The organism is Luteimonas flava (assembly GCF_036584485.1).
In the GTDB taxonomy this organism is placed as follows: Bacteria; Pseudomonadota; Gammaproteobacteria; order Xanthomonadales; family Xanthomonadaceae; genus Luteimonas; species Luteimonas flava.
Window position 1 is genome coordinate 897,936 of record NZ_JAZHBM010000002.1, and the last position, 22,951, is coordinate 920,886.

Annotated in this window: 18 protein-coding genes; 10 read left to right on the forward strand and 8 right to left on the reverse strand. The window is 68.5% G+C overall.

Translation table 11 applies throughout. The annotated features are described in order from the left end of the window. The first annotated feature begins 231 nt into the window (after positions 1 to 231). A complete protein-coding gene (locus V3391_RS11065; protein WP_332078463.1) occupies positions 232 to 2,751 on the forward strand; it encodes a S9 family peptidase in 2,520 nt (839 codons plus the stop codon). A 294-nt stretch (positions 2,752 to 3,045) separates the two neighbouring features. Here the strand turns inward: V3391_RS11065 and V3391_RS11070 are convergent, their stop codons facing one another. The 4 genes from V3391_RS11070 to metK form a co-directional block, all read right to left on the reverse strand. Further along, positions 3,046 to 3,777: a proteasome-type protease gene (locus V3391_RS11070; protein ID WP_332078464.1), complete on the reverse strand. Its 732-nt coding sequence runs from the start codon at positions 3,775 to 3,777 to the stop codon at positions 3,046 to 3,048. A gap of 64 nt (positions 3,778 to 3,841) precedes the next feature. Then, the gene (locus V3391_RS11075; protein ID WP_332078465.1) at positions 3,842 to 4,849 is read right to left on the reverse strand and encodes an alpha-E domain-containing protein; all 1,008 of its coding nucleotides are present in this window, start codon (positions 4,847 to 4,849) and stop codon (positions 3,842 to 3,844) included. Positions 4,850 to 4,941: 92 nt separating this feature from the next. Further along, positions 4,942 to 6,354, reverse strand: coding sequence for a circularly permuted type 2 ATP-grasp protein (locus tag V3391_RS11080; protein WP_332078466.1), 1,413 nt, complete (start codon positions 6,352 to 6,354; stop codon positions 4,942 to 4,944). Positions 6,355 to 6,533: 179 nt separating this feature from the next. Beyond that, positions 6,534 to 7,745, reverse strand: a complete 1,212-nt coding sequence (metK, locus tag V3391_RS11085) for a methionine adenosyltransferase (protein ID WP_332078467.1) — start codon at positions 7,743 to 7,745, stop codon at positions 6,534 to 6,536. A 208-nt stretch (positions 7,746 to 7,953) separates the two neighbouring features. Between metK and olsF the strand changes: the two genes are divergently transcribed. The 3 genes from olsF to V3391_RS11100 are packed head-to-tail and all read left to right on the forward strand — an operon-like array spanning position 7,954 to position 11,563. Next, positions 7,954 to 9,648 (forward strand): bifunctional ornithine lipid synthase OlsF, encoded by a 1,695-nt coding sequence (gene olsF, locus V3391_RS11090; protein ID WP_332078468.1) that lies wholly within the window; start codon positions 7,954 to 7,956, stop codon positions 9,646 to 9,648. Then, the gene (locus tag V3391_RS11095) at positions 9,645 to 10,475 is read left to right on the forward strand and encodes a UDP-2,3-diacylglucosamine diphosphatase (RefSeq protein WP_332078469.1); all 831 of its coding nucleotides are present in this window, start codon (positions 9,645 to 9,647) and stop codon (positions 10,473 to 10,475) included. Before olsF ends, V3391_RS11095 begins: the two co-directional genes overlap by 4 nt. Before the next feature lie 38 nt (positions 10,476 to 10,513). Beyond that, positions 10,514 to 11,563 (forward strand): metal-dependent hydrolase, encoded by a 1,050-nt coding sequence (locus tag V3391_RS11100; protein ID WP_332078470.1) that lies wholly within the window; start codon positions 10,514 to 10,516, stop codon positions 11,561 to 11,563. A gap of 21 nt (positions 11,564 to 11,584) precedes the next feature. On the opposite strand, the gene dusB is transcribed toward V3391_RS11100, so the two are convergent. The 4 genes from dusB to V3391_RS11120 form a co-directional block, all read right to left on the reverse strand. Continuing rightward, on the reverse strand, positions 11,585 to 12,580 hold the full coding sequence (gene dusB, locus V3391_RS11105) for a tRNA dihydrouridine synthase DusB (protein WP_332078471.1): 996 nt from the start codon (positions 12,578 to 12,580) through the stop codon (positions 11,585 to 11,587). Positions 12,581 to 12,633: 53 nt separating this feature from the next. Then, entirely contained in the window at positions 12,634 to 13,584 is a 951-nt protein-coding gene (locus V3391_RS11110; protein ID WP_332078472.1) for a ribokinase, read from the reverse strand. 13 nt (positions 13,585 to 13,597) lie between these two features. Then, a complete protein-coding gene (locus V3391_RS11115) occupies positions 13,598 to 14,899 on the reverse strand; it encodes a NupC/NupG family nucleoside CNT transporter (protein WP_332078473.1) in 1,302 nt (433 codons plus the stop codon). A gap of 84 nt (positions 14,900 to 14,983) precedes the next feature. Then, entirely contained in the window at positions 14,984 to 16,117 is a 1,134-nt protein-coding gene (locus tag V3391_RS11120; RefSeq protein ID WP_332078474.1) for a GGDEF domain-containing protein, read from the reverse strand. A 97-nt stretch (positions 16,118 to 16,214) separates the two neighbouring features. Here V3391_RS11120 and V3391_RS11125 point away from each other — a divergent pair, with 97 nt between their 5' ends. From V3391_RS11125 to V3391_RS11150, 6 genes are all read left to right on the forward strand, one after another. Continuing rightward, on the forward strand, positions 16,215 to 17,186 hold the full coding sequence (locus tag V3391_RS11125) for an aldo/keto reductase (protein ID WP_332078475.1): 972 nt from the start codon (positions 16,215 to 16,217) through the stop codon (positions 17,184 to 17,186). A 326-nt stretch (positions 17,187 to 17,512) separates the two neighbouring features. Then, a complete protein-coding gene (gene hemP, locus V3391_RS11130; RefSeq protein WP_332078476.1) occupies positions 17,513 to 17,719 on the forward strand; it encodes a hemin uptake protein HemP in 207 nt (68 codons plus the stop codon). Between the two features lie 146 nt (positions 17,720 to 17,865). Beyond that, entirely contained in the window at positions 17,866 to 20,115 is a 2,250-nt protein-coding gene (locus V3391_RS11135; protein WP_332078477.1) for a TonB-dependent hemoglobin/transferrin/lactoferrin family receptor, read from the forward strand. A gap of 2 nt (positions 20,116 to 20,117) precedes the next feature. Beyond that, positions 20,118 to 20,735, forward strand: coding sequence for a Hemin transport protein (locus tag V3391_RS11140; RefSeq protein WP_332078478.1), 618 nt, complete (start codon positions 20,118 to 20,120; stop codon positions 20,733 to 20,735). A 28-nt stretch (positions 20,736 to 20,763) separates the two neighbouring features. Further along, positions 20,764 to 21,711 carry a DUF6607 family protein gene (locus V3391_RS11145; protein ID WP_332078479.1) on the forward strand — a complete coding sequence of 316 codons (948 nt, stop codon included), beginning with the start codon at positions 20,764 to 20,766 and terminating at the stop codon, positions 21,709 to 21,711. Positions 21,712 to 21,976: 265 nt separating this feature from the next. Further along, positions 21,977 to 22,942, forward strand: coding sequence for an SPFH domain-containing protein (locus V3391_RS11150; RefSeq protein WP_332078480.1), 966 nt, complete (start codon positions 21,977 to 21,979; stop codon positions 22,940 to 22,942). Positions 22,943 to 22,951: the final 9 nt, after the last annotated feature.

Sequence of the window (22,951 nt, forward strand, 5' to 3'; positions counted from 1 at the left end):
CTCGGGGAAGGGTGACACGCCCTCATCCGCTGCACGGTTTGGCATCGACTGGATGTCAGGTTTGGGGGCCGCCTTCGGGCGGCCCCGTTTTTTTGAGCGTCGTGGACACGCGCATCGCCTGACGGAAGCCGCGCTGCGGCGCAAGTCCCGTCGGTCCCGTCCCGCAGACGGCGGCTGCGCCCGACTCGGCGGTTATGCTCGACGACCCGTGTGCTTCCGGATCGCCTGCCGATGTCTTCCACGATCGCCCGCCGCCGTCTCTCCATCGTCGTCTCCGCCACGCTGCTCGTCGCGAGCCTGTCCTGGGGCGCACCCGTGCTCGCGCAAGGCGCGAATGCGGGTCAGAGCACGGCCGCGTCGGCCGATACCGGCTACCGGTTGCCGCCCGAAGCGCTGCAGGCGATCGTCGATGCGCCGCGTCCGCCGCGGCTGCTGCTGAGCCCGCAGCGCGATCTGGCCGCATTCCTGCAGACGCCGGCGCTGCCCAGCATCGCCGAGGTCTCGCAGCCCGAGCTCAAGCTCGGCGGCATCCGCATCAATCCGAAGACGTATTCGACCAGCCGCGCCTCGTTCGTCACCGACCTGTGGCTCAAGCCGGTCGACGGCGGCGACGAACAGCGCATCGCCGGCCTGCCGGAGCCGCTGTCGCTGGCCTCGCTGCTGTGGTCGCCGGACCAGCGCCACATCGCCTTCAGCCAGGTCGACGTGCGTGCCGGCGAAGTGCAGCTGTGGATCGTCGACGTGGCCACGCGACAGGCGCGCCGTCTGCTCGCGCAACCGCTCAATGCCGTGGTCGGCAACGGCTTCGAATGGATGCCCGACAGCGCCGGTCTGCTGGTGCGCCTGCGACCGGCCGGGCAGGGCGAGCTGCCGCAGGACGACGGCATTCCCGCCGGTCCGAACGTGCAGGAAACCGGCGCCGGCGGCACGGTGCAGCAGCTGCGCACCTATCAGGATCTGCTGCGCAGCGAGCAGGACGCACGCGTGTTCGCGCACTACATGACCAGCCAGCTCGCGCGCGTCGCGCTTGACGGCACCGTGTCGCCGATCGGCGCGCCAGGCCTGACCACCAGCGCGACCATGTCGCCCGATGGCCGTCACATCCTGCGGCAGCAGATCGATCGTCCGTTCTCGTATCTGGTGCCGTACACGCGCTTCCCGCGGCGCATCGAAGTCGTCGGTCTGGATGGCAAGATCCAGCACACCGTCGCCACGCTGCCTCTGGTCGAAGGTCTGCCGGTCGGCAACGATGCGGTGCCCACCGGCAAGCGTTCGGTGGCCTGGCGCAGCGACGCGCCGGCCACGCTCGCGTGGGTGGAAGCGCAGGATGGTGGCGATCCGGCGCGCGAGGTCGCGGTGCGCGACATCGTCTACATGCAGGCCGCACCGTTCCGCGGGCAGCCGCAGGTGCTGGCCGAACTCTCGATGCGCTACGCCGGCATGCAGTGGGGCAGCGGCGATCTCGCGCTGCTGACCGAATACTGGTGGAAGACGCGGCGCATCCGCGAATGGCGCCTGCAGCCCGATGGCGGCGACGCGGTCATGGTGCGCGACGGCTCCTACGAGGATCGCTACGCCGATCCGGGTATGGCGGTGACCATGCCCGATGCGACCGGCAACAGCCGTCTGCTGATCGCGTCGGATGGCAACAGCATCTACCGCATCGGCGATGGCGCATCGGAGGAGGGCGACCGCCCGTTCCTCGATCGCCAGAACCTCGCCGACGGCAGCACCACGCGGCTGTTCCATTCGCAGGCGCCGTACTACGAATCGCCGAGCGCGGTGCTCGACGCCGACGCGACGCGCCTGCTGACCTCGCGCGAAACCCAGACCGAGCCGGCGAACTACGTCGTGCGCAATCTGCAGGCCGCCGCCGACGGCGCGGATCCGGTGCCGCTGACCGCGTTCGAACATCCGACGCCGCAGCTGCGCGACGTGCAGAAGGAACTCGTGCGCTTCAAGCGCAAGGACGGTGTGGATCTCACCGGCACGCTGTACCTGCCGGCCGGCTACGACGCCAAACGTGACGGCCCGCTGCCGATGCTGATGTGGGCGTATCCGGGCGAGTTCAAATCCGCCGATGCCGCCAGCCAGGTCACCGATTCGCCGTACCGTTTCAACGCGATCGGCTACTGGGGGCCGCAGGCGTTTCTCGCGATGGGCTATGCGGTGTTCGCCGACGTGTCGATGCCGATCATCGGCGAGGGCACTGCGGAACCCAACGACACTTACATCGAGCAGCTGGTGGCGAGCGCCGAAGCGGCGATCGACGAAGCGGTACGCCGCGGCGTCGCGGACCGTCGTCGCGTCGCGATCGGCGGGCATTCCTACGGCGCCTTCATGACCGGCAACCTGCTCGCGCATTCGCGCCTGTTCGCCGCCGGCATCGCCCGCAGCGGCGCCTACAACCGCACGCTGACCCCGTTCGGCTTCCAGGCCGAGGAACGCAACTACTGGCAGGCGCAGGAGACCTACCTGCAGATGTCGCCGTTCAACTACGCCGGCGACATCAAGGATCCGATCCTGCTCATCCACGGCGAAGAGGACAACAATTCCGGCACGTTCCCGATGCAGAGCGAGCGCATGTTCGCCGCGATCAAGGGCCTCGGCGGCAACGCGCGTCTGGTGATGCTGCCCAAGGAATCGCACGGCTACCGCGCGCGCGAATCGATCCTGCACATGCTCTACGAGACCAATGCCTGGCTCGACACGTACGTGAAGAATCGGCCGGCGGAAGACGCGGCGCGCTGAGCATCAAAAGGTTGGAGCTTCACGTCTCACGCTTGACGACTTCTTTCGAGCGGGCTTTGGGCCTTTCTGCGCGTAAAGTAATAGTCGGCAGCAGCCGGACACCTCTCCCTCCGGGAGAGGTCGACGCGCAAAGCGCGTCGGGTGAGGGCGGGGCTCTACATAGAAGCCGTCTAAATCACCCGCATCCGCCCTCCGGGCACCTTCCCCCAAGGGGGACGGGAAGACACGGGTCTCTTGATTTCGGGTTCGGCCCGGGTTGAAACACGACGTACCAGCGCGACCAGACCGCTCAGATCAAGCCCACTCCGGCGACGGCAACTCCGCGACCGCGCGCCGCATGCTGTCGTTCCAGTGATTGCGGATCGACTGCAGATACGCGTCGCCGTCCTCGAAGCGCTGCTGGATCTCGACCTTGAAGCTGTCGCGCCTGTAGACCAGCAGGTCGATCGGCGGGCCGACCGAGAGGTTGGAGCGGATCGTCGAATCGAACGACACCAGCGCGCACTTGGTCGCGGTGACCAGATCGGTGTGGCTGTTGATCACGCGATCGAGGATCGGCTTGCCGAACTTGATCTCGCCGGTCTGGAAGAACGGCGTCTCGCCGGCGCTCTCGATGAAGTTGCCTTCCGAATACACCAGGAACAACCGCGGCGCCTCGCCGGCGATCTGGCCGCCGACGATGAAGGACCCGCTGGGATCGATACCGCCGTCGCGCAGGTAGGCCTCGTCGCGGCCGCGGATTTCGCGCATCGCATCGCCGACCACCTGCGCCACCTGGAACATGGATTGCGCGTTGAGGATGCCGATGCGTTCGGGTTCGTGGCGGGCGCGATGCTCGAGCAGATTGAGCACGTTCTGCGTCAGCGAGAGGTTGCCCGACGACAGCGTCACCACCACGCGTTCGCCGTCCTGGGCGAAGACCCGCATCTTGCCCGCTCGGCGGATGTGGTCCACGCCGGCGTTGGTACGCGAGTCGGAGGCCAGCACGAGGCCTTCGTCGAGGTTGAGTCCGATGCAGTAGGTCATGTCATGTCGCGGTACAGCGCAATTGCAGGCGCCATTGTGCCCCGCGATGACGGGCAGTGACAGCTCAGGACTTGCGCTGCCATTGCGACTGGCGCATGACCGGTGGTGCGACGGGCGCCGCGCCGGTGGTCATGAACTGCCGGTGGATCTCGTCGCCGAGCTTCGACAGCCGCGACATCGTGTCCTGCAGCCACGGTTCCAGGCCGCCGGCGATGATCTCGTCGATGTGCGCGTAGCGCGCCTGCGCGGCCAGTGCGCCGGCCTGGCGGGCGACTTCCAGCGATTCGCCGCCCGACAGTTGCTGGAGAATCTGATGGATCGCGCCGACGCAGGTCTGCAGCGAGCGCGGGTTGTCGTCGTTGAGCAGCATCAGCGCGGCGACGCCGGCCGGGCTGACCGATTCGCGATACAGCCGGCGGTAGGTTTCGAACGCCGACAGCGCCTGCAGCAGCGCGCTCCACTGGAAATACTGCGTGGCATCGCGCGCTTCGCCGGTCTCGGGCAGTTCCTCGTCGCTGCTGATCATGTCGAGCAGGCGGATCGACCAGTCCGCGCGTTCGATGAAAGCGCCCATCTGCAGGAACTGGTAGCCCTCGCCACGCCCGAGCGTGCCGATGGTGATGCCGCGGAACGCGGCCGAACGGGTCTTGACCCACTCCAGCGCGCTGCTCAGGCCGTCCTGGCGCAGACGCGCGCCGTCGAAGCGGCGGATCTCCAGCCATGAACTGTTGAGGTCTTCGTACATCTCCGCGGTGATCGCGACGCGCTGCGCACGTGCGTTCTCGCGCGCGGCGCGCAGGCAGCAGTAGATCGAGCCGGGATTGTCGGGCGAGAGCAGCAGATGCTGGACGACGCTCTCGGCATCGATGCGACCGTGCGCCTGCTCGAACTCCTGCGCCGAGCCCAGCGAGTCGAGCGCGCGACGCCACGGCGCCGCCTGCGCCTTGCCGCGGTCCAGGCGCTCGGGCAGCAGTGCGATGCGCTGGGCCATGTCGAGCAGGCGCGCGGTGTTCTCGGCGCGCTCCATGTTGCGGGCCACCCAGTAGAGATCGTTCGCGGTGCGGCAGAGCATGGGTCAGCGCCTGTTCGGATGGCCGGCACGCGACGCGCCGTTGGACGTGTGTGTGCGGGCGCGGGCGCCGGGGCAGGTGGGCATCGCGCGGCTCATGCCTCCATCACCCAGGTGTCCTTGGTGCCGCCGCCCTGCGACGAGTTCACGACCAGCGAGCCCTCGCGCAGCGCGACGCGGGTCAGGCCGCCGGGCACCACGTGGATGCGGCGTCCGCTGAGAATGTAGGGCCGCAGATCGATGTGGCGCGGCGCGAGGCCGCTCTCGACGTAGGTCGGGCAGGTCGACAGCGACAGCGTCGGCTGGGCGATGTAGTTGCCCGGATCGGCGAGGATGCGCGCGCGGAATTCCTCGATCTCCGCTTTCGTCGACGCCGGCCCGACCAGCATGCCGTAGCCGCCGGCGCCGTGGACTTCCTTGACCACGAGTTCGGGCAGATGTTCGAGCGTGTACTTGAGGTCGTCCTTGTTGCGCAGCTGCCAGGTCGGCACGTTGTGCAGGATCGGCTCTTCGCTGAGGTAGTAGCGGATCATCTCCGGCACGTACGGGTACACCGACTTGTCGTCGCCGACGCCGGTGCCCGGCGCATTCGCCAGCGTGACGTTGCCGGCGCGGTAGGCGCCGAACAGGCCGGGCACACCCAGCATCGATTCGGGGCGGAAGACGGTCGGGTCGAGATAGTCGTCGTTGATGCGGCGGTAGATCACGTGCACGCGCTGCGCGCCGCGCGTGGTCTGCGCGTAGACCATGTCGCCCTGCACGAACAGATCCGCGCCCTCGACCAGTTCCACGCCCATCTGCTGGGCGAGGAACGCGTGTTCGAAATAGGCGGAGTTCGCCGCGCCCGGCGTCAGCACTGCGACCACCGGGTTGTCCACGTTCGCGGGCGCGCACTGGCGCAGCACTTCGAACAGGGCATCGGGATACCGCTCGACCGGCGCGATCTGCTGGCGCGCGAACAGCTCGGGCGTGAGCCGCGCCATCATGCGGCGGTTCTCGAGCATGTAGGACACGCCGGAGGCCACGCGCAGATTGTCTTCGAGCACGTAGTACTCGCCGTCGCCGGCGCGCACCAGATCGATACCCGACACATGGGAGTAGGTGTTGCAGGCGACCTTGAGGCCCTGCATTTCCTTGCGGTACTCGCTGTTGTCGAGCACCAGTTCGGTGGGGATGCGGCCGTCGCGCAGGATGCGCTGGTCACCGTAGATGTCGCCCAGGAACAGGTTCAGTGCGTGCACGCGCTGGCGCAGGCCGGCTTCGAGCATCCTCCACTCGTGCGCCGGCAACACGCGCGGCACGATGTCGAACGGGATCAGGCGTTCGTTGCCCGATTCCTCGCCGTAGACGGAGAACGTGATGCCCACGCGGTGGAAGGAGATTTCCGCCTCGCGCCGCTTGTGCGCGACCTGTTCGTCGGGCGTGGCCTGCAGCCAGTCGTCGAAGCCGCGATAGTGCGGGCGGACATGCCCGTCGGCATCGTGCATCTCGTCAAAGCTGGGCGGCATCGGGTGACAGGCTCCGTGGGCAGTACGCGGGCGGATCTGTGCTGCACTGCACAGATAGCATGCGAACTCCGCGATGCACAACGGGTGATGGCATGGGGAACGCCCAATGAGAAACGGGCCGCATGTGCGGCCCGTTCCCGGAGGTGACGCCGTCGCGGCAGACGCCGCAGCCCGATTCCTTACTTCAGCTTCGCGTCCGCGCGCAGCGCGTCGGCGCGGTCGGTCTTCTCCCACGAGAACGACGTCGCGTTCTGCGACTTGCCGGCACCGTCGGTGTAGCTGAAATCCTTCGGCTTGCGGCCGAAGTGACCGTAGGCCGCCGTCTGCTGGTACATCGGGTGGATCAGGTCGAGCATCTGGATGATGCCGTACGGGCGCAGATCGAAATGCTTGCGGATCAGTTTCTCGATCTTGTCGTCCGGAATCTTGCCGGTGCCGAAGGTCGTCACCGAGATCGAGGTCGGCTCGGCGACACCGATCGCGTAGGACACCTGCACTTCGCAACGGTCGGCGAGGCCGGCCGCGACGACGTTCTTGGCAACATAACGAGCGGCGTACGCGGCCGAGCGGTCGACCTTCGACGGGTCCTTGCCCGAGAACGCACCGCCACCGTGGCGCGCCCAGCCGCCGTAGGTGTCGACGATGATCTTGCGGCCGGTCAGGCCGCAGTCGCCGACGGGACCGCCGATGATGAACTTGCCGGTCGGGTTGATGTGGAACTTGGTGCCCTTGTGCAGCCACTTGGCCGGCAGCACGGGCTTGATGATCTCTTCGCGGACGGCTTCGATGAGGTCCTTCTGCTTGACGCCCGGATCGTGCTGGGTCGACAGCACCACCGCATCGATCGCGGTCGCCTTGCCGTCCTCGTAGCGCAGCGTGACCTGCGACTTCGCGTCGGGACGCAGCCACGAGAGGTTCGAATTCTTCTTCTTGCGGATCTGCGCCTGGCGCTCGACGAGGCGGTGCGACAGGTGGATCGCGGCCGGCATGTAGCTGTCGGTCTCGTTGGTCGCATAGCCGAACATCAGGCCCTGGTCGCCGGCACCCTGCTGCTCGGGGTTCTTGCGGTCCACGCCCTGGTTGATGTCGGGCGACTGCTTGCCGATCAGGTTCAGCACGCCACAGGTCTCGCCGTCGAAGCCGACGTCGGAGCTGTTGTAGCCGATGTCGAGGATCACCTTGCGGGTCAGCGCTTCCAGATCGATCCACGCGCTGGTCGTGACTTCGCCGGCGACGATCGCCACGCCCGTCTTGACCATGGTCTCGCACGCCACGCGGGCGCGCTTGTCCTGCGCGAGGATCGCGTCGAGGACGGCATCGGAAATCTGGTCGGCGATCTTGTCCGGGTGGCCTTCGGAGACCGACTCGGAGGTGAAGAGATAGCTGGACATCAGGCCTATATCCCTATATTCGGATGAAAAGATGGGCCGAAATGATACAGCGCCGGCCGCGGAATTGCATTGTGCCCTGCCCAGGATTGCGCTGCGGTTAAGCGCACCGGCGCCGATGCCGCGACTGTCATGGGCCTGAAAGCGCGCTGCAATGCGGGCGACGCGGCGCGGGCACAGGCTGTGCGCATCCCGCCCGCACTGGCCCCCCATGCTCCGGATCGAGGATCGCCTTCGGCAGCGCTGGCCCGACTGGTTCCGCGGTCGCCGCGTCCGCATCACCCGCCCGCTGCTGCGCGGCATCGGCCACTGGTCGCGCTTCGACGACATCGACGCCTTCCTGGCCGGCAGCGCCCACCTTTCCGGGTTCGACTTCGTTGCCGCCTGCAGCGAGCACCTGGGCCTGCGCTTCGAGGTGGGCGATGCCGACGTCGCCCGCATCCCGGCGCGCGGCCGGTTGCTGGTGGTCGCCAACCATCCCTCCGGCGCGCTCGACGCACTGGCGCTGCTGGCCTGCATCGGCCGGGTGCGCCGCGACGTGCGCATCGTCGCCAACGACCTGCTGTCGACGGTCCAGCCGCTGGCGCCGCTGATGCTGGGCGTGCGGATTCTCGGCGGCCGGCCGACCGAAGCCAGCATCGCCGCGGTCGAAGCCGCGCTGCGCGAAGACGCCTGTGTGGTGATCTTCCCGGCCGGCGAAGTCTCGCGGCTCGGGCCGGGTGGGGTACGCGATTCGCGCTGGCGTCGCGGCGTGCTGCGCTTCGTCCGCAATACCGGCGCGCCGGTGTTGCCGGTCCGCATCGAGGCGCGCAATTCGCCGCTGTTCTACGGCGTCTCCGCGCTGTACCGGCCTGCCGGCACCGCGCTGCTCGCGCGCGAGATGTATGTGCGGCGTGGCCGGCCGCTGCGCCTGCGCATCGGCACGCCGCTGGCCTTGCCGGCCGACGGCGATGGCGACGCCGTGCTGCGTTCGCTGCGCCGCCAGCTCTATGCGATCGGCACCCGCCGAGAGGCCTGCGCGCAGGGCCAGGCGCCGCTGGCACGTCCGGCGTCGCCGGCACGTCTGCGCGCGGCCGTCGCCTCGACGGACTGCCTGTGCGAACTCGGCGCCGGTCAACACGTGCGGTTGCTGCGCGGTGACCTGCGCAACCCGCTGCTGCGCGAGATCGGCCGCCTGCGTGAGCTGACCTTCCGCCGGGTCGGGGAGGGCACCGGACGCGCCCGTGATCTCGATGCCTTCGATGCGCATTACGACCACATCGTGCTGTGGGACGACACCGCCGCGCGCGTCGTCGGCGCCTATCGCGTCGCCTGCGGCGCGGACGTGCTCGCGCAGCGCGGACTCGCCGGTCTGTACTCGGCATCGCTGTTCCGCTACGCCGATGCGGCGCTGCCGCGGCTGCAGGCCGGCATGGAATTGGGCCGCAGCTTCGTGGTGCCCGAGTGCTGGGGCGGGCGCGGGCTCGATGCGCTTTGGCAGGGCATCGGCGTGTATCTGCAACGTCATCCACAGGTACGCTGGCTGTACGGACCGGCGTCGATCAGTGCGGCGCTGCCGCGCGATGCACGCGAACACCTGGTCGCATATTTCCAGCGCTACCACGCCGGCGATGGACTCGCAATCGCGCGCCGCCCGTTCGCGTTCGCCGGCGACGCGCCCTCGTTCGGCGATCTCGACGCCGCATCCGCGCTGACGCGACTGAAGACCGGACTCGCCGCGTTCGGTGCCGGCGTGCCCACGCTCTACCGCCAGTACGTCGAGCTGTGCGAGCCGGGTGGCGCGCGGTTTCTCGCGTTCGGCGTCGATCCCGACTTCTGCAATTCCGTCGACGGCCTCGTCGAACTGGATCTGCACCGCCTGCGTCCGCACAAGCGGCGCCGCTACCTGGGGAAGACCGACGCATGAGCCTGCCGACCCGACTGCCGCCACCGCGCCCGCACCACCGCGCGGTCTTCGTCTCCGACGTGCACCTTGGCGCCAAGCACTGCCACGCCGCGGAACTGGCCACGTTCCTCGATGGTCTGCGCTGCGACCGGCTGTATCTGGTCGGCGACATCGTCGATCTGTGGTGGATGGCGCAGCGCCGCGCGCGCTGGGGGGCACCGCAGATCCGCGTGGTCGAAGCGCTGCATGCACTACGTCGCGCCGGCACGACGATCGTCTACGTGCCCGGCAACCACGACCGCGCGCTGCGTCGCGTCTGCGGCCTCGCGCTGCCGGCGATGCAGGTGCGCCGGCGCACCGTGCACGAAACCGCCGATGGCCGCCGCCTGCTGGTCACCCACGGTGACGATTACGACGCGATCACCCACTTCGGCGGCCTGCAGGAACGGTTCGGTGACTGGCTCTACTACCGCATCCTCACCGGCAACCAATGGCTCAACCGCGCGCGCCGGAAGCTGGGCATGCGCTACTGGTCGCTGTCTGAATTCCTCAAACAGCGAAGCGGCGCGGCCGAGCGCTATATCGAACGCTTCGTGCAGGCCGGTCTCGACGACGCGCGCCGGCGTGGCTTCGACGGCATCGTCTGCGGGCACATCCATCGTGCATCGCTGGTCGAACGCGACGGTCTGGTCTACGCCAACGATGGCGACTGGGTCGAAAGCCTGACCGCGCTGGCCGAAGCGCAGGACGGCAGCCTGCGCCTGCTGTCGCACCAGGGCGAGGTGCTCGCGGCCCTGCCGGCGCGGGCCGCGAAGGTGCCGGCCGAACACGTGCCGCGCGCGGCCTGAGGCATCGTGGTCGCGTGGCCGGCTGCTAGCATCGGCGGATGGATTCCCTGACCCAGATCGTGCTCGGCGCATCGGTCGCCGCTGCCATCGTGCCTGCCGCCCATCGTCGTGCCGCGCTCGCCGCCGGTGCCGTGCTCGGCACCCTGCCGGACCTCGATGGCTTTCCGATCGCGCTGATGACCGACGATCCGGTGCTGCGGATGACCCTGCATCGCGGGCTCACGCATTCGCTGCTGGTGCTGCCGCTCGTCGCGGTCGGCATCTGGTGGCTGTTCAAGCGCTTCGGCAAGGGCCGCGTCGCCGAGTCGCCGGTGCGCTGGTTCTGGGCGATCGCGCTGGCGCTGATCACCCATCCACTGCTCGATGCGTTCACCGTCTACGGCACCCAGCTGTGGTGGCCGCTCACGCCACCGCCGGCGATGTGGTCGAGCGTCTTCATCATCGATCCGCTGTACACGGTGTGGCTCCTGATCGGCGTACTCGTCGCCGCGTTCGCCGGCCCGCGCCTGATCGCCGGACGCATGATCGCCGCCGGGCTCGTCTTGAGCACGGCGTACCTGGGCTGGTCGCTGGTGGCCAAGACGCTGGTCGATCGCGAAGCCGATCGCGCGCTGGTCGCGATGGGTCTGGGCGATGCACCTCGGTTTTCGGTGCCGATGCCGGCCAATACCGTGTTGTGGCGTGTCGTCGCGATGACCGACGACGGCTACGTCGAGGGCTTCCGCTCCCTGATGGCCGATCAAGGCCCGATGCGGTTCACTGCGTACTCTTCCGATGTCGCCGCGCTGCGCGAGAACGCAGGTCTGCCCGCCGTGCAACGCCTCGCGTGGTTCAACCACGGCTTCATGGGCGCGGCCGTCGTCGACGACACCCTGCAGCTCAGCGACCTGCGCATGGGCAATGAGCCGGACTATTTCTTCCGATTCGATGTGGCGCGGCGTGCGGGCGATGGCTGGCGATCGATCCCGCCAGTGCAGCCGCCGATGGCGCGCGATCTCGCCGGTACGTGGAACGCCACCTGGGCGCGCATCTGGCACCAGCCGGCATCGCCCGGTCTCGACACGGGCGAGGCGGTGGGCAGCCATTGAGCCCGTGTCGGACGGGCGGGCTCAGGCCGCGAGCGTCGGCCGGAGGTCGCCGGCGACCAGCGCATCGAAGTAATCGCGGGTCAGCGCGATCTGCGCCTCCGCGGTCTCGGCGCGGTTGACCACACTGCGGAACGCCGCGTTCTCGGGCCGGTCCTTGGCATACCAGCCCAGATGCTTGCGCGCGATGCGCACGCCGGAGGTTTCGCCGTAGAACGCGTGCAGCGCGTCGAGATGGCCGAGCAGGATGTCGCGCACTTCCGTCAGCGTGGGCGGCGGCAGATGCGTACCGGTGGCGAGGAAGTGCGCGATCTCGCGGAAGATCCATGGCCGGCCCTGCGCGGCGCGGCCGACCATCACCGCATCGACGCCGGTGTGGCGCAACACCGTCAGCGCCTTCTCCGGCGAATCGATATCGCCATTGGCGAGCACCGGAATCGACAGCGCCGCCTTGATCGCGGCGATCGTGTCGTACTCGGCGGTGCCGGTGTAGTGCTGGTCGCGCGTGCGGCCGTGCACGGCGAGCGCGGCGATGCCGGCATCCTGCGCGATGCGCGCGATGGTCGGCGCGTTGCGATGCTCGGCACACCAGCCGGTGCGGATCTTCAGCGTCACCGGCACGTCGACCGCGCGCACCACGGCATCCAGGATGCGCGCGACCAGCGCCTCGTCCTGCATCAGCGCCGATCCGGCCCAGGCGTTGCAGACCTTCTTCGCCGGGCAGCCCATGTTGATGTCGATGATCTGCGCGCCGTGGTCGACGTTGTAGCGCGCGGCGTCGGCCAGCATCGCCGGCTCGGTGCCGGCGATCTGCACGCCGACCGGCGCGGGTTCGCCGTCGTGGTCCATGCGCCGCAGCGACTTCTCGGTCTGCCAGAAGCGCGGATCGCTGATCGTCATTTCCGACATCGCCAGCCCCGCGCCCAGCCGCTTGCACAGCTGCCGGAACGGCTTGTCCGTAACCCCGGCCATCGGGGCCAGGACCACGTTCGGTTCGATGCGGTAGGGACCGATGTGCATGCCGCCATTGTCGCCGATCGACGGAATGCGGCGCTCGCGGCCGCTCCGGGTGTTCAGCCGCCGGCGGCGAGCCGCGGCATCGCCAGCGCCGCGCCGACGTGCTCGGTCGACAGACCGGCATAGCGGTTGGCGAAGCGCACGTGTTCGGCGAACGGATGCGCATGCGCGGCCGCATAGGCCGCGGCGAGGGCGCCGTTGAACGCATCGCCGGCGCCGGTGGTGTCGACGGGTTCCACCTTGTCGGCGGCCACGCGATAGAACGGCGCGTCGTCGCCGCGCAGCAGGTCTTCGCGGTGCGAGACGAACGCGCCGGCGGCGCCGAGCGTGATCACCACGGTGCCGCGTGGCAGCAGGGTGCGGCACAGACGGTGCAGCTGCGCATCCGGCGTGCCGGCGATCGCATCGCTGTCGATACGGTGGCTGGTGTGGCGTTCCAGCAGCGCGGCGAACTCGGTTTCGTTCGGCGTGAGGATGTCGGCCGCGGCCAGCAGTTCGCGCAGGCACTGCGCGTTCGCCGGTGCCGGGTTGAGCATCGTGATCGTGCCGGCCGCGCGTGCCAGGCGCATGGCTTCGAGCACGCTGTCGAGCGGCGATTCGAGCTGCGACAGCAGCACGCGCGCGCCGGCGAGCGCCGCGGCCTGGCGGCCCAGCCACGCGACGCTGAGATCGGCATTGGCGCCGGCGCCGATGACGATGGTGTTGTGACCGGCTTCGTCGACGTAGATGCCGGCCGTGCCGGTGGGCTGGCTGCTGTCGTGCACGCGCAGGTCAATGCCGTCGGCTTCGGCCAGCGCACGCGCCTGGCGGCCGCCGTCGTCGTTGCCCAATGCGCACAGGAAGCCCGTCTCGGCGCCCGCGCGCGCGGCCGCGACGGCTTGGTTGAAGCCCTTGCCGCCCGGACCGGTGTGGTAACGCCCGCTCAGCGTTTCGCCCAGGCGCGGCAGCGTGGCGCAGTTCCAGACATGGTCGACATTGAACGACCCGACGACGACGACGTGACTCACGCGAATAATCCGATCAGGCGCCGATGTAGGTCAGCACGCCGGCGATGGTGGCCGTCATCAGCGTGGCGATCGTGCCGCCGAGCACCGCGCGCAGGCCGAAGCGTGCGAGGTCCTGGCGACGGTCCGGAGCGAGCCCGCCGATGCCGCCGATCTGGATCGCGATCGAGCTGAAGTTGGCGAAGCCGCACAGCGCATAGGTCGCGATCAGGCGGCCCTGTTCGCTGAGCACCACGCCGTCGACGCGGCCGTTGACGATGTCGGCCAGCTGCAGATACGCGACGAATTCGTTGATGACGATCTTCTGGCCGATCAGCGAACCGACCACCGAGGCGTCCTGCCACGGCACGCCGATCAGCCACGCGATCGGCGCCAGCACGAAGCCGAAGATCGTCGCCAGGTTGGTCGGCTTGCCGATCGCCTCGGCCAGGCCGGTGACTTCGCCGATCCACTCCAGCGGATAGTTCACCATCGCGATCAGCGCGATGAAGGCCAGCAGCATCGCGCCGATGTTCAGCGCCAGACGCAGGCCGTCGCCGGCGCCCGCGGCCGCGGCGTCGATGATGTTGCTGGTGGTCTTTTCGACCTCCATCTTCACCGTGCCGCGGGTCAGCGGCTCACCGGTTTCGGGAATCAGGATCTTGGCGATCACCAGCGTGGCCGGGGCGGCCATGATCGACGCGGCCAGCAGATGCTTGGCGTAGAACGCCTGTTCTTCCGGATTGCCGCCGCCGAGCATGCCGACGTAGGCCGCGAGCACGCCGCCGGCGATGTGCGCCATGCCGCCGATCATCATCGTGATGAGCTCGGATTCGGTCATGCGCGAGATATAGGGGCGCACCGTCAGCGGCGCTTCGGTCTGGCCGATGAAGACGCTGGCGCAGACGCTGGTGGTCTCGGCGCCCGACACGCGCATCACCTTGGTGATCGCCGAGGCCATGATCCGCACGATGAACTGCATGATGCCCAAGTGGTACATCACGCCCATCAGCGCGGCGAAGAAGATGATCGTCGGCAGCACCTGGAAGGCGAAGATGAAGCCGTAGGTCTCGACGTTCATCAGGCTGCCGAAGATGAACTCCGAGCCGGCGTTGACGAACGAGAGGATCTTGACGAAGCCGTGGCCGAGCGCGTCGAACACCTCGCGGCCACCCGGCACGCGCAGCACCACCGCGGCGAACGCGATCTGCAGCGTCACGCCGGTGGCGACCAGTTTCCAGTCGACCTTGCGCTTGTTGTTGGAGAACAGCCACGTGATCGCGAGCAGCACGGCCAGTCCGAACAGGCCGAAGCCGATCCGCGTCAAGTCATCCATCATGGCCCCCGGGCCCTTCGCCAAGTCGCGCAGCCTAGTGCAGCGGGCCGGCCCGGGCAACCACAGCGCCTGTGAAAACGCCGTCGTTCAGGCGTCACGCGCTTCCACGCGGTTGCGTCCGGCGCGTTTGGCCTGCTGCAGACGCCGGTCGGCGACGCCGAGCAGGGCGGACACGTCGCCGCCGTCGGGCGGAAACGCGGCGAGTCCGGCGCTGAAGCTCAGCGGCAGGGGGCGCCCGTCGCGATCGACGACCAGCGACTCGCAGGCCATGTCGCGTCGCAGCCGGTCCAGCCGCTCCCACGCGCTGCCGGCCGGACACCGCAACAGCAGCACGAACTCCTGGCCGCCGATCCGCGACAGCGATTCGTCGTCTTCCAGCATTGTCTGCAATCGCAGGGCGATGCCGCGGATCGCGCGGTCGCCCGCGCGCGGGCCGGCATCGGCATTGATCCGGCGGAAGCCGTCGAGGTCGAGCAGGCCCAGCGTCAGCGAGCGGCCTTCCCGTCGCGAGTCGGCGAGCTGCCGCGGTGCGTGCTGCAGCAGCCAAGCGCGGTTGGGCAGGCCGGTCAGCCCGTCGCGCCCGGACAGATCCACCAGCCGCTGCATGCGATAGACGACCGCGCAGGCGACCACCGTCATCATCGCCAGCAACAGCAGGCGCTCGACCTGGCCGGCGACCGAGGCCACGCCGTAACCGAGTGACGCGGGGCGCGCCTCTCCGGTGCCGGCCATCAGCGCGATCGCCAGCGCCGCGTACTGCACGACCGCCAGCCCGCCCACGTACACGGCCAGGCGTCCGTCGTTGCGCAGGGCGGTAAGTGCGATCGCCAGCATGTAGAAGTTCCACACCACCACGCTGTTGAGCGCGGCCGCCGGCTCGCGGGTCGCCAGCAGCACCAGCACCAGCGTGGTCATGCTGATGTCGTAGCTGGCGGTCGCGTAGGGCAGCCAGGGGTGCCGACGCTGGCGCCGGGCGAGTGCCAGCCAGACCTGGGCCATCAGATTGGCGAACACCGCCAGCGCGAGTCCGACGACGACGGTGCGGGTGCCATGACCGCCGCTCGCGGCGATCAGCGGCAGCAGCAGGATCAGCAGAGAAAGCGCGGCGCGGACGCGCGCGACCATCAGTTCGCCGCCGGCGCCGAGTTCGAGCATCACCTCGTCGGCGCGGCCGAACAATGTGGCGACGACGCCCTGCCGGGTGCGTTGCGGTGCGCGCATCGAGACGGTCCTTGTGGCAGCTGCGGCAGCATAGCGCGGGCGGTCGCCGGTGGACGGCGGGCATACTTTGCGCATTCCGACCGTTCCAGGAGTTCCCATGCAGTACCGCCGCCTCGGCTCGTCCGGCCTGCAGCTGTCCGCGTTGTCGTTCGGGGCCTGGGTCACCTTCGGCAGCCAGATCGGCCGCAGCGAAGCGCGCAACCTGGTCGCGGCCGCGTGGGACCACGGCGTCAATTTCTTCGACAACGCCGAGGGCTATGCCAACGGCGCGGCCGAACAGGTCATGGGTGACGTCATCGCCGATCTCCGCCTGCCGCGCGACGGCTATTGCGTGTCGAGCAAGGTGTTCTTCGGCGCGGCCGCCGATCCTCGCCCGACGCAGCGCGGCCTGTCACGCAAGCACGTGCGCGATGCCTGCGACGCGGCGCTCAAGCGCCTGCGCGTCGAGCATCTCGATCTGTACTTCTGTCATCGGCCCGATCCCGACACCCCGGTCGCCGAAACCGTCTGGGCGATGGATGCGCTGATCCGCCAGGGCAAGGTGCTGTACTGGGGCACGTCCGAATGGCCGGCCGCGCTGATCCGCGAGGCCGCGCAGATCGCACGCGCGCACCATCTGCACGGCCCGACGATGGAGCAGCCCGAATACAACCTGCTGCGGCGTGAGCGCGTGGAGCTGGAGTACGCACCTTTGTATGCGGAACTCGGACTCGGCACGACGATCTGGTCGCCGCTGGCCTCCGGCCTGCTGACCGGCAAGTACGCCGACGGCGTGCCGGCCGACAGCCGCCTCGCGCAGCCGCAGCTCGAATGGCTGCGGGGCAGCGTGCTCGGCGAAGCGAACGCCAACCGCGTCGGACGGGCAGGGCGCTTCACTGCGCTGGCCGCCGAACTCGGTGTGGCGCCCGCGCCGCTGGCGATCGCGTGGTGCCTGACCAATCCACATGTCTCCACCGTGCTGCTGGGCGCGAGCCGGGTGTCGCAACTGCTCGAAAACCTGCAGGCGCTGGAGTTGCTCGGGCGCTTCGACGACAGCGTGTGGCGGCGGGTGGAGGCGGTCACGGGGTGAGGTGCAACTCTTGAAGAGTGATTGCGCGCCTGAGCGCGCGAGATCGCGCTTTACGTCCTCCCGCGCAAGCGGGGGCGGGTTGGGTGGGGGCAAACCGTCGGCTCCCGTCGATGTCCGGTGCGTGCACTTGTCAATCAGCGCGGCGCTTTTTGCTTCTGATCGCGCTCGAGACGGGTTGATCTCCCTCTGATCGTTCGCCCCTCCCAGCCTCCCCGCGGCGGGGAGGAGAAAAGCGGATCAAGCGTGTGCAGCTTCCAAATGACATCCGCTCTTGACTGGCGAATGAGAATCACTATCATCGAAATCCTCTTCCGGAGGATCCCGACATGCGCGTATCCCAGTTCCAGGAGGCATCCGCTCCCCGCGACGCCCACGACGCCGGCAACGTCCATCCGTTGACGCGTGCGCCCGAGGTCATCGAGCTCGACAGCGTCCAGCTGTTGCGCGGCCAGCGCGAACTGCGCATCCGCCACGGCAACGAGATCTACCGTCTGCGCCACACCCGCAACGACAAGCTGATCCTCACCAAGTAATCCGCCCTCGCGCGTCGTGGCCCGGTTCCGATGGACCGTGCGCGCGACGCGCCGTGTCACCCCACCCTCTCCCCAGAGGCTGCCCGCCCGCGCGATCCTCCCCCCGCGCCCGCCAGCTCGCCGATCTTCACTTTTCGCGAGCGCCCATGCGTCCCAGCCTGCTGTCCGTCTCCCTGGCCCTGTGCCTGTCGTCCACCGCCGCCGTCGCCGCTCCCGAAGGCGCGCCGCGCGACTTCGACCAGATCGTCGTCACCGCCACCCGCACCGAGCGGGCGATCAGCGACGTACCCAATACCGTCGACGTAATCGACCGCGCACGCATGGACACGCTGCTGGTGCGCGACATCGCCGACCTGTTCCGCTACGAGCCGGGCATCACCGTCGGCAGCAGCTTCGGCCGCTTCGGCCTCAACGACATCCGCATCCGCGGCCTCGGCGGCAACCGCGTGCGTATCCAGACCGACGGCATCGCGGTGCCGGATGCGTTCGCGATCGGCAGCTTCTCCAGCGCCAACCGCAACTTCGTCGATCTCGAAACGCTCAAGCGTGTCGAAGTGGTGCGCGGGCCGACGAGTTCGCTGTACGGCTCCGACGCGCTCGGCGGCGTGGTGTCGTTCGTCACCAAGGACCCGTCGGACTACCTGCGCGCAGGGAAGACTGCGCACTTCGGCGCCAAGATCGGTTTCGAGGGCGCCAACGAGGGCCTGTTCGCCGGTGCGACTGCCGCCTTCGGGGGCGAGCGCTGGTCGGGCCTGGTCGCGGTGAGCCATCGCCAGGGCAAGGAGACCGAGAACATGGGCGAGGTCGGCGGGGCCGGCAGCGCCCGGACCCTGGCCAATCCGCAATCGTTCAACGGACGCAGCGTGCTCGGCAAGGTGGTCTTCGCACCCAGCGAAATGCAGCGCTTCAAGTTGACGCTGGACGCCAGCGAAGACGACATCGACACGGATGTCCTCACGTCCTACGGCCTGCAGACATTGACCGGTGCCACCAACACCCAAGTGCTCGGCGACGACCACCAGTCGCGTGCGCGCATTACCTTCGGGCACGAACTCGATGCCCTGTCGTCGGCGCTGGCCGACAGCGTCGATTGGCAGGTCTACCGGCAGGACAGCCGCACCCGGCAGGACAGCGTCGAAGTGCGCCGCGTGCCGTCAGCCGGCGCGGTGATCCGCGATCGGCGGGAGCGCGAGTTCCATTTCGACCAGCGCAGCGTCGGCCTGCAGGCGAACGCGCGCAAGGCGTTCGAGACCGGTAACGTGCAGCACGCGATCGCCTACGGAATCGATGTCGAACGCACCGAGACGAAGCAGAAGCGCGACGGTCGCCGGATCTTCCTCGATACCGGTGTGGTCACCAACGTCATGCTGCCTGACGTGTTCCCGGTGCGGGATTTTCCGGTCAGCGATACCACCAAGGCGTCGTTGTACGTGCAGGACGAGATCGCATTCGCCGATGGCGCGTTCCGGCTGGTACCGGCAATCCGCGTGGACCATTACAGACTCGATCCGGAGGTGGACACGATCTTCCGCGAGGACAACCCGACCACGCAGGTCGCCGATCTCAGCGAGACCAGCGTGTCGCCGAAGCTCGGCTTCGTCTGGCATCTGGGGCAGGACTGGTCGCTGTTCGGCGGCTATGCGCGCGGCTTCCGCGCGCCGCCCTACAACGACGTCAACATCGGATTCACCAACTTCCAGTTCGGCTACACGGCCATTCCGAATCCGGACCTCAAGTCAGAGACCAGTGACGGGCTGGAGCTCGGCCTGCGCTTTTCCAGTAATGCGGCCTACGCAAGCCTGAGTGGCTATTACACCGAGTACGACGACTTCATCGAGTCGACGCGATTCGTCGGCATCGACCCACTGTCGGGGCTGATGGTCTACCAGTCGCAGAACGTGGAGGATGCGCGCATCCGCGGCGTCGAGGCCAAGGGCGGCATGTACCTCGACGCGTTCGCACCGGCGCTCGCTGGCTGGTCGGTGCGCGCTGCTGCGGCCTGGTCGCGCGGTGAGGACCGCGGCACCGGCGAGTCGCTGACGACGATCGATCCACTGAACGCCACGCTCGGCGTTGCCTTCGAGCGCGCGACCTGGGGCGCGGAGCTGGCGGGCCGGTTCGCCCGTCGCCGTGATCGGCTGCCGACGCCGGCACCCGCGCAGAACGGCGCACCCGGTGCGGCGTACTTCGAGAGCCCCGGCTATGCGGTGCTCGATCTCTACGCGCACTGGACCTTCGCACCCGGAACGCGTCTCAATGTCGGTGTGTTCAACCTCGCCGACCGCAAGGTCTGGCAGGCGGGTGCGGTGCCGGTGATCGCTGCCACCAGCGCGACACGAGACCGCTACACCGCACCGGGCCGCAACGTCGCGGTCAGCCTGTCGGTCGACTTCTGACCATGGCCACCGCCCTGTCGCCGTCCATTGCATGCGTCGTCCCCACGCCGTCGCAGCTGGCGGCGCTGGGCACGGTGTTGTGTCTGCATCGCCCGGGCGCCGCGCGCGAACTCGGCGGCTGGTCGTCTGCGCGCCGCGCCGAAGCACACGCCGGTCTCGACCTCGACGGCATGCACGAAAGCCTGCGCTTCTTCGATGCCGACGATGCCTGTTGCTGGCAACTGCATCTGCTGCCCGACAGCGACTTTCTCGCCTGGGAGCGTCTGGCCGGCAATCTCCCGCGTTGCAGCGATGTGGCGCCCGGCGGCATTGGCGAGCGTCTGTGGCGCGGCCTCGCGCAGCGCATCCGCGGCCTCGCGCAGCGCATCCGCGGCGGCGCCTGGGAAGCCAGCGTGCTGCGCTTCCAGGCGGTACCGGCGGCGCTGGAGGAAGGCGGCCCGATGCTGGTTGCCAGTCTCGGCACGCTGTCGCCGCTCGGCATCGATTGCGCGCGCCGCATCGCGCGCGGTAACGGCATCGCCCCGTCGTCCTCGCTCGACGACTGCTGCTGTCGGCGCGCAGCCGCAGCCGCCAGCATCGCGTCGCCCGACGCGTACCGCCATCCGATCCCTCTCTCCTGACGTTTCCCGACCACGAGGTTCCACCGACATGACACCGCAAGCGACCGCGCTGGCACTCGCCGCCCTGCTGGCCTCCACCGCCGCACCGGCTGCCACCCGCACGCCCGCCACCCCGCCCGAGGCCGACCGCAGCGCGATCCTCGGCATGCAGGGCGAGTACACCGTGCGTTTCCTGTTCGACGAGACCGTCGTCCTCGCGCCTGGTTACACGCGCAAGGACCCCAAGCGCAGCGGCGGCGACGAAGTCGTCATCGTCGTCGAGGACACGCCGACGAAGATCGTGCTGCAGCACCTGCTGCTCGACGTCAAAAGCGGCCACGTGATCAAGCACTGGCGCCAGGACTGGACGTTCGAAGCGCCGACGCGCTGGGAGTTCGCATCCGACCAGACCTGGCGCCAGCGCGCCGTGCCCGCCGAACTGGTGCGCGGCGGCTGGACCCAGTGCGTGTTCGAAGTCAGCGATGCGCCGCGCTACTGCGGCAGCGGCCGCTGGGTGCACGAGAACGGTGCGTCGACGTGGACGTCCGATGCCGGCTGGCGTCCGCTGCCGCGTCGCGAATACACCACGCGCGAGGACTACAACGCGCTGGCCGCGGTCAACCGTCACACCATCGTCCCCGGCGGCTGGACCCATGAGCAGGAAAACCGCAAGGACGTCCGCGACCCGGCCGGCGCGGTCACCTCGAGCATTGTCCGCGAGACCGGCTTCAACGATTACGTGAAGACCGATGCGATCGACTTCACCCCGGCCTACGCCTACTGGAAGGCGACGCAGGACTACTGGGCACGGGTGCGCGCGCGCTGGCATGCGCGACTGTCCGCGCCGGCAGGCTTGCACCTGAAGACGAAGGTCGACGGCATGGCGCTGATCGTCCCGTTCTTCGAACAGGCGCAGACCGTGCAGGACGGCGGCAGTGTCAGCGACGCGCAGATCGATGCCGTGTTCGCGCAATGGGTGGACACGCCGCGCGACTGACGCTGAGCTACGGTTTCCCCGCGCGCGGGGGAAGGTCGGGATGGGGGCAAACCTTCCGACCACTCGGTCACCGGATTCAATAGCGGTGGTCGCCAAACCGCTGACCACCCATCCACGATTGCATCGGCTGAAGCCTGACGGTTTGCCCCCACCCAACCCATCCCGTTGCACGGGGGAGGGCTTCGTTCCGCCGATCGGTCCGCGACACCCCTGCGCCTATACTCGACGCCAGCGGCATCGGCCGCCCGCACACAAGGATCGAACTATGGGAACCGGACTGTTTCTCGCCGTGGTACTGGCACTTGCCGGCGTCGTCGTGCTGTTCAAGACCGTGCGCATGGTGCCGCAGGGGTTCGAATGGACCGTCGAGCGCTTCGGCAAGTACACGCACTCGATGGCGCCGGGCCTGCATTTCCTGATTCCGGTGGTCTACGGCGTCGGCCGCAAGATCAACATGATGGAACAGGTGCTGGACGTGCCGAGCCAGGAAGTCATCACCCGTGACAACGCGGTCGTGCGCGTCGACGGCGTGGTGTTCTTCCAGGTGCTGGACGCGGCCAAGGCGGCGTATGAAGTCTCGAATCTGGAGATCGCATCGATCGCGCTGGTGCAGACCAACATCCGCACCGTGATCGGTTCGATGGATCTCGACGAGTCGCTGAGCAACCGTGAGCGCATCAATGCGCAGCTGCTCAACGTCGTTGACCACGCCACCAATCCCTGGGGCATCAAGGTCACGCGCATCGAGATCCGCGACATCCAGCCGCCGCGCGACCTCATCGACTCGATGGCCCGGCAGATGAAGGCCGAGCGCGAACGCCGCGCGGTGATCCTCGAGGCCGAAGGCCACCGGCAGTCGGAAATCCTGCGCGCGGAAGGCGACAAGCAGTCGTCGATCCTGCAGGCCGAGGGCAAGAAGGAAGCCGCGTTCCGCGAGGCCGAAGCGCGCGAGCGTCTGGCCGAAGCCGAGGCCAAGGCGACCGAGATGGTGTCCAACGCGATCGCCAACGGTGACGTGCAGGCGATCAACTACTTCGTCGCGCAGAAGTACGTCGAGGCGTTCAAGGAACTGGCGATGGCGCCGAACCAGAAGTTCGTGCTGATGCCGATGGAGACCAGCGGCCTGATCGGCTCGATCGCCGGCATCGGCGAGCTCGCGCGCGAGGCCTTGTCTGGCAAGCCGACGCCGCCCGCGCCGCCGCCGGTCCAGCGTCCGCACGCCGGAGTCTGAGCCATGGAC